General features: G+C 59.1%; 10 protein-coding genes. 5 read left to right on the top strand and 5 right to left on the bottom strand.

What is annotated here, in order from left to right; genetic code table 11:
• Positions 1-81 precede the first annotated feature (81 nt).
• Positions 82-924: a MurR/RpiR family transcriptional regulator gene (locus tag E7738_RS15190; RefSeq protein ID WP_031279682.1), complete on the top strand. Its 843-nt coding sequence runs from the start codon at positions 82-84 to the stop codon at positions 922-924.
• 184 nt (positions 925-1,108) lie between these two features.
• On the opposite strand, the gene iolB is transcribed toward E7738_RS15190, so the two are convergent.
• The 3 genes from iolB to E7738_RS15175 form a co-directional block, all read right to left on the bottom strand.
• Complete coding sequence (gene iolB / locus E7738_RS15185; protein WP_394515776.1) at positions 1,109-1,924, bottom strand: 5-deoxy-glucuronate isomerase; 816 nt, start codon at positions 1,922-1,924, stop codon at positions 1,109-1,111.
• A 23-nt stretch (positions 1,925-1,947) separates the two neighbouring features.
• Positions 1,948-3,453, bottom strand: a complete 1,506-nt coding sequence (locus E7738_RS15180; protein WP_394515775.1) for a CoA-acylating methylmalonate-semialdehyde dehydrogenase — start codon at positions 3,451-3,453, stop codon at positions 1,948-1,950.
• A 553-nt stretch (positions 3,454-4,006) separates the two neighbouring features.
• Complete coding sequence (locus E7738_RS15175) at positions 4,007-5,230, bottom strand: MFS transporter (RefSeq protein WP_394515774.1); 1,224 nt, start codon at positions 5,228-5,230, stop codon at positions 4,007-4,009.
• A gap of 208 nt (positions 5,231-5,438) precedes the next feature.
• Here E7738_RS15175 and E7738_RS15170 point away from each other — a divergent pair, with 208 nt between their 5' ends.
• The 3 genes from E7738_RS15170 to E7738_RS15160 all read left to right on the top strand — a co-directional run bounded on the left by E7738_RS15170 (position 5,439) and on the right by E7738_RS15160 (position 9,393).
• Positions 5,439-6,515, top strand: a complete 1,077-nt coding sequence (locus tag E7738_RS15170) for an AI-2E family transporter (protein ID WP_058759330.1) — start codon at positions 5,439-5,441, stop codon at positions 6,513-6,515.
• A gap of 339 nt (positions 6,516-6,854) precedes the next feature.
• Positions 6,855-8,459 carry an EAL domain-containing protein gene (locus tag E7738_RS15165; RefSeq protein WP_058770992.1) on the top strand — a complete coding sequence of 535 codons (1,605 nt, stop codon included), beginning with the start codon at positions 6,855-6,857 and terminating at the stop codon, positions 8,457-8,459.
• Positions 8,434-9,393, top strand: coding sequence for a D-2-hydroxyacid dehydrogenase family protein (locus E7738_RS15160; RefSeq protein ID WP_394515773.1), 960 nt, complete (start codon positions 8,434-8,436; stop codon positions 9,391-9,393). The genes E7738_RS15165 and E7738_RS15160 overlap by 26 nt, the downstream gene beginning before the upstream one ends.
• A 27-nt stretch (positions 9,394-9,420) precedes the next feature.
• On the opposite strand, the gene E7738_RS15155 is transcribed toward E7738_RS15160, so the two are convergent.
• Complete coding sequence (locus E7738_RS15155) at positions 9,421-9,891, bottom strand: hypothetical protein (RefSeq protein WP_021508122.1); 471 nt, start codon at positions 9,889-9,891, stop codon at positions 9,421-9,423.
• Positions 9,884-10,675, bottom strand: coding sequence for a hypothetical protein (locus tag E7738_RS15150; RefSeq protein ID WP_394515772.1), 792 nt, complete (start codon positions 10,673-10,675; stop codon positions 9,884-9,886). Before E7738_RS15150 ends, E7738_RS15155 begins: the two co-directional genes overlap by 8 nt.
• 359 nt (positions 10,676-11,034) lie before the next feature.
• On the opposite strand from E7738_RS15150, the gene proP reads away from it, so the two are divergent.
• On the top strand, positions 11,035-12,540 hold the full coding sequence (gene proP / locus E7738_RS15145) for a glycine betaine/L-proline transporter ProP (protein ID WP_021508120.1): 1,506 nt from the start codon (positions 11,035-11,037) through the stop codon (positions 12,538-12,540).
• The last annotated feature ends 74 nt before the right edge of the window (positions 12,541-12,614 follow it).

Below are 12,614 nucleotides of genomic sequence, written 5' to 3'. Positions count from 1 at the left end.
CAAACAAATGAAATTTTCCATCCATCTGGTACTATAGCGCTCATTATCCAGCCATATTTCCTTTTCTGACGGGCCGAAGTAATGACCAATAACCCAACGCAATTGACCTTGTTACAGGACGATATCCGTCGTCGCTACGAGACGCTGAGTAAACGCCTGAAGCAGGTGGCTCGTTATATCCTTGATAACAGCAACAGCATCGCGTTTGATACCGTCGCCTCTATCGCCCAGCAGGCGGATGTTCCGCCCTCCACGCTGATCCGCTTCGCCAACGCGTTCGGCTTTAGCGGCTTCAACGAAATGAAACAGGTCTTTCGTCAGCACCTGATGGAAGAGACCGTGAACTATACCGAACGGGCGCGCCTGTTCCGCCAGACGGCCACCGACGACAGCGCCAGCTCACCGGAGAGCCCGGTGGAGATCCTCAACGTCTTTACCATGGTCAACAGCCAGGCGCTGCAGCAGCTGGCGATGCAGGTGAATCCCGACCAGCTGAACAAAGCGGTGAAAATGCTCAACGAGGCGGAGAACATCTACATCATCGGTCTGCGCCGCTCGTTCAGCGTGGCCTCGTATCTGGTGTATGCGCTGCGCCATCTGGAGCGTCGCGCTTTTCTGATTGATGGCCTGGGCGGCATGTTCACTGAACAGCTCAGCATGGTGAATCCGAAAGACGTGGTCATCGCTATCAGCTACTCGCCGTATGCGCGCGAAGCGGTGGAACTGGTGGAGCTGGGCGCTAAACGTGGCGCGCATCAGATCGCCATCACCGACAGCCAGGTCAGCCCGCTGGCAGCGTTCAGCGATGTCTGTTTTGTGGTGCGCGAAGCGCAGGTGGATGGCTTCCGCTCGCAGGTGGCCTCGCTGTGCCTGGCGCAAACCCTGGCGGTGTCGCTGGCGCTGAATAACAGCAGCAGCGAATAAACCCCGGGTACCGAATGGAACAAAGGCAGCCATCTGGCTGCCTTTTTTATCTGTGCGCATCAGTGAATGCGTGTGCCGTTTAACCTGGTGCGCATCAATGCGCACCCTACGGCTGTGCACGTTTATATGCTTGCGTGTGCCGTTTAACCTGGTGCGCATTTCCGGCGACCGCGCGGAGACCCGATTAACGGCGCGGATATTGCTCGCTGTTCACCCAGGCGTGATCCTTCTCCCAGGTAAATTTCCACAGCCGTACCGGCCCGGCCATCACGTTCAGATAATAGTTATCGTAACCGGCCAGAGTCGCCACCGGATGATACCCGCGCGGTACCGTCACCACATCGCGGTTATACGGGGCCATACACTCGTCGAGCGAACGGTCGTCGGTGTAGACGCGCTGCATGGCGAAACCGGGCTCGGGGTCGAAACGGTGATAATAGGTCTCTTCCAGATAGGTTTCGTCCGGGCTGTCCTTCTCATCGTGTTTGTGGCTGGGGTACGAACTGGTCGCGCCTTCGTCGGTATACACCTCGACCACCAGCAGGCTGTCGGCCGGTTGATTATCCGGCAGAATGTTATGCACCAGGCGCTGGTTGCGCCCTTTGCCACGGTGCTCCACGCCAACATCCTGCGGTGCAATCAGCCGCGCCGGCAGATTGCCACTGCCCGGCGCACTGCACACCGCCAGCTCCAGATCGCTGTCGGCAGTGACTTCAACCTCATCATGATGCGGCACGTAAACCGAGTAAGGCGGCGTGCGCTCAAACGGCGACAGGCGCTTACCGATGCCAGGGAATTCTGCATCGCGGGTTTTCACCGACGCCAGACCGGCCACCAGCACCAGGCACAGCTCTCTCTCGCCGCTTCTTAACCGCAGCGTCTGGCCCTTTTTCAGCAAATAAGCATCAAAGCCCACATATTCCCAGCCGGCGCTCTCGGGCGTCACGTGCTGGATACGCCCGTGGCTGTCCGGCTGCTGCACTTTTGAAATTAGTGACATCCTGTTTCTCCAGTTGCGCGACATTAACCCAGCGTTGGCATGCTGAATTCAGAAACGGTCTGCTGACCGCTCGGCCAGCGCACGGTTGCCGTTTTCATGCGGGTGTAGAAACGCACCCCGTCCGGACCGTGCACGTTGAGCGCACCAAACACCGAACGCTTCCAGCCGCCAAAGCTGTGGAACGCCATCGGCACCGGCACCGGCACATTGACACCCACCATGCCCGCTTCCACGTTGTGCACAAATTCACGGGCGGTGTGGCCGTTGCTGGTGAAGATGGCGCTGCCATTACCAAATTCGTGGCTATTTACCAGCTGCAGCGCGCTGTCGAAGTCGCTGGCGCGCATGATGCTCAGCACCGGTCCGAAAATCTCTTCGCGCCAAATCACCATCTCCGGCGTGACGTTATCGAACAGCGTACCGCCAACGTAGTAGCCCTCTTCATGGCCCGAGACTTTCACGCCGCGTCCGTCAACCACCAGCGTCGCGCCTTCCTGCTCACCTTTGTCGATGTAGCCCAGCACTTTCTTCTGGTGCGCAGCGGATACCACCGGCCCCATTTCATTCTCTTCGACACCCTGCTGCATGCCCGGACCTACGCGCAGCGCTTTGATCAGCGGCGTCAGGCGCGAAATCAGTTTGTCGGCTGTATCGTCGCCAACCGCCACCACCACCGGCAGCGCCATGCAGCGTTCCCCGGCAGAACCGAAAGCACCGCCCATGATGGCGTTCACGGTGGCATCCAGATCGGCATCCGGCATCACAATGGCGTGGTTTTTCGCGGCGCCGAAGGCCTGCACGCGTTTGCCATGCGCGCTGGCGGTTTTGTAGATGTGCTCGGCCACGCCGGACGAGCCGACGAAGCTGACCGCCGCGATGCGCGGATCTTTATACAGCTGCTCGGCGTCTTCGTTTGAGGAGTGCACCACGTTGAACACGCCATCCGGCAGCCCCGCTTCTTTCAGCAGTTCAGCCATGCGTACCGAGGCAGAAGGATCGAGCGCCGGCGGCTTCAGCACAAAGGTATTACCGCACGCCAGCGCGATGGGGAACATCCACAGCGGCACCATCGCCGGGAAGTTGAACGGCGTAATGCCCGCAACCACACCCACCGGCTGCATAAGCGAATAGCTGTCAACGCCGGAACCGACGTTCGGTGAGTTTTCCCCTTTGATCAGGTGCGGAATGCCGCAGGCAAATTCGATCACTTCGATGCCGCGCGTCAGCTCACCCAGCGCATCGGACCAGACTTTACCGTGCTCAGAAACAATCAGCGCCGCCAGTTCATCGCGATGTTTTTCCATCAGCGCTTTGAAGTTGAACATGACGCGGGCACGACGCAGCGGCGCCGTTTTTGACCATTCCGGAAACGCCGCATGGGCGACCTCAATGGCCTGCGCCACTTCTGCCGCCGTGCTTTGCGTCAGTTCGCGGATCACTTTGCCGGTCGCCGGATCGTAGACCGGAATGGTTTCGTTGCTGGCGCTGTGCGTGATTTTGCCGCCGATAAAGTTTCCTACGATAGTCATGTCGTTGCCTCTTTGATGTGTAAGGTCCCTGCAGGCCGCGGGTCAGTCTGGGTCGCGCCCGATCAGGCAATACGGAAAGCGTGCTATGAAGCTATTACAGTGAAATAAATTTTTCAAATAGTTCTTTTTGGAAAATTTACTTTTAGCGGCCTGGATCGCATTTTTCCGCCAGCGTTAGCGGACTGGCGTAAAGTGCGGGCCTGATGACAATGCCGATACTGCCTGCGCCCGTAATCAGCAGCAGGGATATCGGCTGGACGATCAATCAGCGAGAGGGTCAGCGCCGGAGCGTGGCTGGATGAAACGAAATATGAAATTTTTGCGAGGCAGATCCAATATCCGTTATTTCATAATTCAATTAAAACGGAATAAATGTTTTCTTTGCAGCATCTGCAGACAATGCGATGTGAAACGAACCCTTATCTGTGTCTTAGCGACACGCTTTTGTTAGTGTTGGCCTCGGTCGGAGGCCTTTTTTTCACCTGTTTCCCACCCCATGCGTGATTACCCGGTGCGCATCAATGCGCGCTCTGTCATGCTGTAGGGGCGCCATTTATGGCGACCTGGACGCAGCATCCTCGGCTGGCATCCCAGCCTGACGCTTGATCATCCGCAGGGTGCAAAGCAGCGCAAATCCCACCAGCAGCGCAGTCAGCAGATAAACCAGCTGTACGCCGGCGAAGCTCATGATAAAGCCCGCGATCGGACCGGTGATGCCGAGCGACAGATCCATAAACGCGGTGTAGGTGGCCAGCGCGCTGCCCTGGTTCTGCTGCGGCACCACTTTGACTGCGACCACGCCAATCGCCGGGAACACCAGCGAGAAACCGGCGCCAGTGAGAAAAGCGCCGAACTTCGCCATCCACGGATCGAACGCGCCCGCCACCAGCAGCAGGCCAATCGCCTCGACGGCAAAACACAGGCTGGCGACGCGCAGTCCGCCGAGCTTATTAATGGCGTTGGGAAACAGCAGGCGCATGCCAACGAACGCAGCGCTGAACAGCGTCAGCGCGAAGGCGGCACCGTCCCAGCCCCGCTCCTGATAAAACAGGGTGATAAAGGTGGCGATCACGCCAAAGCCCGCCGAGCCCATCGCCAGCAGCAGGCCAAAACCGTACACCTTACCGAGCACTGCGCGGAACGGCAGCGGTTTGGCCTTGCTGCCTTTCACCGGCGCACGGGGCAGCGCCAGCACTATCGCCAGCACGCTGATGGCGATAATCACGCTGGAGAGCAGCAGCAGGCCGCCGCTGCGAAAGATCATCACCCCAAGCGGTGCGCCAATCGCCATTGCGCCATAGGTGACAATGCCGTTCCAGGAGATCACCCGACCAATATGCAGCGAGCCGACTTTCGCCACGCCCCACAGCGAGGTGCCGGTGCCGCAGAAACTCTGCCCGACGCCCAGCAGCACGCGCCCGAGGCATAGCAGCGCGAGGCTGAGCACCTCCTGCTCCTCTATCAGCGCCGACAGCAAAATACACAGCCCGCTCACCAGGCTGCCAAACAGCCCAAGCACCACCACTTTTTTGGGTCCCCAGCTGTCGGCATAGCGACCGGCATGCGGACGGCTCAGCAGCGTGGCGACATATTGCAGGCTGATCACCACGCCGGCCCAGAAAGCGCTGTAGCCCAGGCCGTCATGGACAAAGCCCGGCAGCACCGCCAGCGGCAGGCCAATGGTGAGATAGGTGGCGAAGTTGAACTTCACGATGGAGAGAATCTGTAAATTCAGACGAAAACGGCTGTATTCGGCCGCGGCGGGCTGGTCAGGCATGAGTGATTGCGCTCGTGTTTGACGGAATTTTTATAGCTGAAGCTTTACTATACGCCTTTTCTCGCCGTGCGCACCGTCGATTCGCGGCGGGCTGATGGCGGTATCTCCGGCGGTGCTTATCGGGTTCGCTTCGCTTACTCCTAAACAAACAATTACTTACTGGCGTTCAACTACACTTTCCACAGCGAACCACCATTCAGGAGAGGGAATGAACGAAAAGCCACAGGAGAAAATTGGCCAGAACATCCTGGTCAAGCTGGCGATGTTAGTGATTATTCTGGCGGGCATTCGTGCCGCGTCAGATATTCTGGTGCCCTTCTTACTCGCCAGCTTCCTGGCGATTGTGCTTAATCCGCTGGTGACCCTGCTGATGCGCCGAGGTCTGCGGCGCGGCGTGGCGATCTCGCTGGTTATCACGGTGATCTTCATTGTGATGCTGCTGCTGGTCGGGGTGCTGGCCAGTTCGGTAAGCGAGTTCAGCGATACCTATCCGCAAATCCGCAGCCTGCTGGAACAGAAGCTGACGGTGCTGCAGCATTTCGCCGCACAGTTTCATATCAATATCTCCACCAGCGCACTGGCGGCACGGCTCGATCCCAATGTGATTATGAACATGGCCACCACGCTGCTGGCGCAGTTCTCGGGTGCCATGACCAATGTGGTGCTGTTGATTCTGACCGTGGTGTTCATGCTGTTTGAGGTGCACCATCTGCCGTACAAATTGCGCAATGCGATGATGAATCCGCAGATCCGCATCGCCGGATTGCACAAGGCGCTGAAGGGCGTCACGCACTATCTGGCACTGAAAACGCTGGTCAGCCTGATTACCGGGCTGGCGGTGTGGCTGGTGCTGATGCTGCTGGACGTCAAATTTGCGCTGTTCTGGGGCGTTGTCGCCTTTATCCTCAATTTTATCCCCAATATCGGCCCGATTATCGCCGGTGTGCCGCCGTTTATTCAGGCGCTGGTGCTGAATGATGTGTATGACGCCGTGCTGGTGGCGGCGCTGTTCAGTGCCATTCACATGGTGTTTGGCAATATGCTGGAACCGCGCCTGATGGGACGCGGGCTGGGACTGTCAACGCTGGTGGTGTTTCTGTCGCTGATTTTCTGGGGCTGGCTGCTCGGTCCGGTCGGGATGCTGCTGTCGGTGCCGCTGACCAGCGTCACCAAAATCCTGATGGAAACCACGCCGGGCGGCAGCCGGCTGGCGATAATGCTGGGTAATGGCCGCCCCAAACCGCGCCTGCGCGTCAAAGCTAACCGGCCCGCGCCGCGCCCGTAACGTCTGACCACGCCACGATGTCAGACGATCCGTATTTGCCGATCGTCTGGCAGCTTCCCTGCGCAGTGACGCTACCGCCGTATGGCGTCAGCGCGCATCGCCATGCCTGATGATTCTGGCGCAACATTCTTACTCATCCCGTGCCACAGGCTTTTTCCTGCCGGGAAATGCCAGTAACGGCAAAACATTGTCAATAAACGCAAAGCGCGAACCATAATTGACTTGTATCAGATTGGTGGAAAATCAAAACGCTAACATGCACGGCCGCGGGAAAGTGTTATGCTGCTGACGCCGTGACGCGCTCCCTGAATGCTGCTTAAACCGACCGAGGAAAGTCTGGTGCCTCTGCAAAAACGACAACGCGATTTTGGCTGGCTGTTGATTGTCTGTGCCGGGTTATTACCGCTGGTGCTGGGCATATTTTGCACAGCCATTGAGGCGCGCCATACGGTCAGCCAGCAGCAAATTGCCACCGCTAATGCCCTGCTGACGCAGGCAGAAAAGATGAGCGACAGCGCCTGGGACATGGTGACCCGCCTGCGTCAGTACCAGAATCGTCGCTGCGCCGATATTGATGAAGATTTGCAGCGCGCCGGCACCCTTAACGCCTACTTCCGCTCGATTGGTACCCTGCAGGGCAGCGAAATCACCTGCTCGTCGGCTTACGGGCTGCAGCACGACACGCTGGCCGGGATGATGATGCAGTCGCCGCCGGTGACCGGCAAAGCCTGGTGGAGCCTGTCGATTCGCGGCACCTCCGGCGTACCGGATCGCCCGGCGGTGATTTTCGTGCGTCACCTGCCGGACAGCAGCGGTTTCTGGGCGGTGATTGATGGCCAGTATCTGATGGATTTCATGCGCGCCATCGGCGAGTCGAACCGTTATCAGATGAGCCTGCGCTTCAACGGCGGCAGCCCCATCGCCAGCGGTCCGGACGACCAGCCAGAGCTGCTGTACCTCAGCAGCGCCAACTATCAGGCGGAGTCCAGCCGCTATCCAATCAGCGTCAGCGTGACGGTACCCGCCGCCGAGCTGATCAAAGCCTGGCGTCAGGCGCTGCTTATTTTCCTGCCAATGGCCGCCATCTTTTCGATTTTGCTGATGGTGCTGACCGCCAACTGGCTGCGCCGCCGCCTCTCATGGGCGGATGAAATTCGCCGGGCGATACGCAACCGTGAGTTCACGGTGCACTATCAGCCGGTGTACAGCACCGGGATTCAGCGCTGCACCGGTGCGGAAGCGCTGATGCGCTGGCAGCGGCCCAACGGCGAAATGATCCGCCCGGACATCTTCATCAGCCATGCCGAAGCGGAAGGCATGATCGTGCCGCTGACCCAGCATTTGCTGGCGATGATGGCGGAAGATATCCAGAGCTGGCAGGTTGAACCGGGCTTCCATATTGGCTTTAACCTCGCGGCTGAGCATCTGCAACACCCTGATTTTGTACAGGACATGATGCGTTTTGCCCGCAACATCCGTGACAAACAGATGCTGATCACGCTGGAGCTTACCGAGCGCAGCCTGATCGAGGACGGCGACGCAGTGTCGCGCAAGCTGCGCTATCTGCAGTCGCACGGCATGAAGGTGGCGATTGACGACTTCGGCACCGGCCACTGTGCGCTCTCCTATCTGATGACCTTCCCGCTCGATTACCTGAAGATTGACCGCGGCTTTATCAACGCCATTGAAGGACTGGAGATCGAAACTCCGGTGCTGGATGCCATCATCAATCTGTGCCACAAGCTGCAGCTCGAGGTACTGGGTGAAGGGGTAGAAACCGCGTTGCAATTTCAGTATCTGCAGCAGCGTGGCGTGGTGTTTATTCAGGGCTATTATTACGCCCGTCCGATGGACAATAACCAGCTTCGCGCCTGGCTTAATCAGCAGGGGCGCCAACCGCTTCCCGTTGAGGACCACCATGAGCCTGAACTGCATCATTCTTGATGATTATCAAAATGTTGCCCTGTCGCTGGCCGACTGGGCATCGCTGCAACCGCAGGTACAAACTACCGCGCTGCACCGCCACTACGCCGACGAAGATGAACTGGTCGCTCACATCGCGCACGCCGACATTCTGGTGGTGATGCGCGAACGCACCCCGCTCAGCGCCCGGCTGATAGGCCGCCTGCCCAATCTGAAGCTGATTGTCACCTCCGGTATGCGCAATGCCTCAATCGATCTGCACGCCTGTGCCGAACGGCTGATTGCGGTGTGCGGCACCGCCAGTAGCAGCGCGGCGCCGCTGGAGCTGAGCTGGGGGCTGCTGCTCGGTCTGGCACGCCATATTCCGGCGGAGAGCCAGGCGCTGCGCAGTAACGGTGCGTGGCAGCATACGCTGGGCATGGCGCTGCACGGCAAAACCCTCGGCCTGCTTGGGCTGGGCAAGATTGGCGGTGAGATGGCTAACGTGGCGCGCGCCTTTGGCATGCGCGTGTGCGCCTGGAGCCAGAACCTGAGCGAAGCACGCGCAGCGGCGTGCGGCGCAGAGAAGACGGCTTCACTGCCGGCGCTGCTCAGGGCGAGCGATGTGGTATCGATTCATCTGGTGCTGAGTGAGCGCACCCGTCATCTGCTGGACGGCGCGGCGCTGGCGCACATGAAGCCGGGCTCGCTGCTGATTAACACCTCGCGCGCCGGGATTGTCGATCAGCAGGCGATGATCAGCGCGCTGCAGTCTGGCCAGCTGGCGGGCGCCGGGCTGGATGTCTTTGAACAGGAGCCGCTCCCGGCCGATCATCCGCTGCGTCAGCTGCCGAACGTGCTGGCGACGCCGCATCTGGGCTATGTCGCCGATACCAATTACCGCACCTACTTCAGCGAGGCGGTGGAAGATATTGCTGGCTGGCTGCACGGCGCGCCGCTGCGCTCGCTGCTTTAAGCCCCCGGCGCGTGGACAGCACCAGGGTTAGCTGTGGCAGTACAGGCGCGGCAGCCCGGCATAATTAATCATCTGGTCGCCATTGGGCAGCTGGTACATCTGGTAATAATCGTTATTGCCCTCGCGCGCTGGCGAAAACACGATCTGCGCCGCCAGCGCGGGCGGTACGGTGTCGTCTGCCAGGATACGTACGTTGCGCGTGGTGCTGAGCATGAAATCACCCTGGCGGCGCCAGGTGGTATCGGATACGCGATGCAGGCGATAGTGGCGATCGCGTACCGTGACGGTGCCGGTCAGCGTTGAGCTGCCGCTGCCGTCCGCCTTAAAGCGCGTGCGAATGGTGGCATCAATCGCGCCAGCCGGCGCGCCTTCATGATCAATACGATACGGTACTTCACACCACTCCGGCACCGGTTCTGCCGGCCGCAGCAGCAGCGCCAGCGCCCACGGCAGCACAAAGGCCAGCACCACCGCCGTGGTGATTATCGCTTTACGCATCGGGTATCTCCTGCGCGGACACCATCCATGAAATACATTCGTTGTCCTTCTGCGCGATCGGTTTGGCGCACAGGAAGGTGCTGGAAAAGAGTCGGGTGCGCACCGGGTTGATGTACACCATCGGCGGCGCTGAGCCATCCGGCAGGCGCGGCTGCCACTGCCGATAGCGGCGCAGCGCGTCCTGCACCACCCACGAATCGGCTTTCAGGTGGCTGGGGATAAACACCTGGCTGTTCTGGATGCGCAGCAGCGGCCGGAAATCCAGCGCATCGTGCTGCACCGGCGCGAACATCTGGCGTGCCAGCAGCGCCAGCGCGACATTCACCAGCAGCAGCGCAACGATCACCCAGCGCAGCACAGGCCGCTTTTTCTTTACGCTGGCCGACGCGGGCGCAGGTTGCGGACTGACCACCGCTGCCGCTGGCGCAGCCACCGGCTCATCGCTCAGCGGCGCCACATCGACCTGATCGGCCAGCACGCAGCCAATCAGCGGCACCTGATGCACCAGCGGTCCCGGCGCGTGTGCCAGCTGCGCCTGCTGATTGATGGCGGCAATGGTGGCCGTCAGGCGCTCGGCGAACGGTGTGTCGCTGGGGACGCGCTGAAACAGCGCATGCAGGGTCTGGTTGCGCACCAGTTTGCCATCCGCATCAATCACGCGCCGCAGAATAGCGGTTTGCAGCGGCGTCAGTGCCACGCGGTGCGCGGGCGACTGCACCGGGAAGAGGACCTGCTGGTCAACGTCAAAACAGAGACTTTTTGCAAATAAAACAAAGCGTGCCATGCGTCGCCCGATCTCCGGCAGAGAAACTGGCGCAAGTATAGATATTTTCGCTCGCCCGCGCATCTACGCTGCGGCCTGCGTCGCGATTCAGACAATTTTTTTTGCCGCGATTGCGGACCAAAACGGCCATAGTTTTAGCCAAAAAATAGCCAGTTATTGGCGGAAACATGACAAATATCACATTTAAACGGTATACTCTGTCGCGGGATGCAATAATTACCTGAGTAATAATTGCTTTGGCAGGCCAGGGAAAAAACCACTTTCACGGCTATGCTTTAATTTTCTCAACGCCGCGGACTGAACGCTCCACCGAGTCCGCAGCGTTGAGGACTTTTTGAATTCCAATACAGGGTAACCTCATGAAATTACGTAGGAAGCGTGTAAAACCTATTGGGCTGGATGACGTCACGATTATCGATGACGCTCGTTTACGTAAGGCCATTACCGCCGCGTCACTCGGTAACGCGATGGAATGGTTCGATTTCGGTGTTTATGGCTTTGTGGCCTACGCGCTGGGTAAAGTGTTCTTCCCGGACGCCTCGCCTGGCGTGCAGATGATTGCCGCACTCGGGACCTTCTCGGTACCGTTCCTGATCCGTCCGCTGGGCGGCCTGTTCTTCGGCATGCTGGGCGATAAATACGGTCGCCAGAAAATCCTGTCGATCACCATTGTCATCATGTCGATCAGTACCTTCTGTATCGGCCTGATTCCTTCTTACGCCTCGATTGGCATCTGGGCACCGATACTGCTGCTGCTGGCGAAAATGGCGCAGGGCTTCTCGGTAGGCGGGGAATATACCGGTGCGTCAATCTTCGTCGCCGAATATTCGCCGGACCGTAAGCGCGGCTTCATGGGAAGCTGGCTGGACTTCGGTTCGATTGCCGGCTTCGTACTGGGCGCGGGCGTGGTGGTGCTGATCTCAACGGTGATTGGCGAGCAGAAATTCCTCGACTGGGGCTGGCGTATTCCGTTCTTCCTCGCGCTGCCGCTGGGCATTATCGGCCTGTATCTGCGTCACGCACTGGAAGAGACGCCAGCGTTCCAGCAGCATGTTGAGAAGCTGGAGCAAGGCGACCGCGAAGGTCTGCGCGACGGCCCAAAAGTGTCGTTTAAAGAGATTGCCAGCAAACACTGGAAAAGCCTGCTGGCCTGTATCGGTCTGGTGCTTGCCACCAACGTGACCTATTACATGCTGCTGACCTACATGCCGAGCTATCTGTCGCATAACCTGCACTACTCGGAAGATCACGGCGTGCTGATTATCATCGCCATCATGATGGGGATGCTGTTTGTGCAACCGGTGATGGGCATGCTGAGCGACCGCTTCGGCCGTCGTCCGTTCGTGATCGTCGGCAGTATCGCCCTGTTCTTCTGTGCGATTCCGGCCTTTATGCTGATCAACAGTAACGTACTGGGGCTGATTTTTGCCGGTCTGCTGCTGCTGGCGGTGATCCTCAACGCCTTCACCGGCGTGATGGCCTCGTCGCTGCCGGCGATGTTCCCGACGCACATTCGTTATAGTGCGCTGGCCAGCGCCTTCAACATCTCGATTCTGATTGCCGGCCTGACGCCAACCGTGACCGCCTGGGCGGTGGAAGCCAGCAACAATCTGTATATGCCGGCTTACTACCTGATGGTGGTGGCGGTGGTCGGTCTGGTGACCGGTCTGTACATGAAAGAGACCGCCAACAAACCGCTGCGCGGCGCGACACCGGCGGCATCGGACCTCGAAGAAGCGCGTGAGATCCTGCAGGAGCATCACGACAATATCGAGCAGAAGATTGAAGATATTGATGAAGAGATCGCCCGCCTTGAGGCGAAGCGGAAAAACCTGGTGCAGCAGCACCCGGACATCAACGAGTAATCTGCCCTTTCACTCCCGCCACCCGGCGGGAGTTTTGTTTTTGCGGTGGCCGGGTGCGTGAGAATGTGTGTGCT

It is taken from the genome of Pantoea sp. SGAir0430 (assembly GCF_043549295.1).
This window is presented reverse-complemented; position numbering and strand designations above follow the sequence as displayed.

Bases quoted from the DNA above. Each gene is read 5' to 3' on its own strand.
- E7738_RS15190 (WP_031279682.1), top strand. From the start codon at position 82: ATGACCAATAACCCAACGCAATTGACCTTGTTACAGGACGATATCCGT.
- iolB (WP_394515776.1), bottom strand. From the start codon at position 1,924: ATGTCACTAATTTCAAAAGTGCAGCAGCCGGACAGCCACGGGCGTATC.
- E7738_RS15180 (WP_394515775.1), bottom strand. From the start codon at position 3,453: ATGACTATCGTAGGAAACTTTATCGGCGGCAAAATCACGCACAGCGCC.
- E7738_RS15175 (WP_394515774.1), bottom strand. From the start codon at position 5,230: ATGCCTGACCAGCCCGCCGCGGCCGAATACAGCCGTTTTCGTCTGAAT.
- E7738_RS15170 (WP_058759330.1), top strand. From the start codon at position 5,439: ATGAACGAAAAGCCACAGGAGAAAATTGGCCAGAACATCCTGGTCAAG.
- E7738_RS15160 (WP_394515773.1), top strand. From the start codon at position 8,434: ATGAGCCTGAACTGCATCATTCTTGATGATTATCAAAATGTTGCCCTG.
- E7738_RS15155 (WP_021508122.1), bottom strand. From the start codon at position 9,891: ATGCGTAAAGCGATAATCACCACGGCGGTGGTGCTGGCCTTTGTGCTG.
- E7738_RS15150 (WP_394515772.1), bottom strand. From the start codon at position 10,675: ATGGCACGCTTTGTTTTATTTGCAAAAAGTCTCTGTTTTGACGTTGAC.
- proP (WP_021508120.1), top strand. From the start codon at position 11,035: ATGAAATTACGTAGGAAGCGTGTAAAACCTATTGGGCTGGATGACGTC.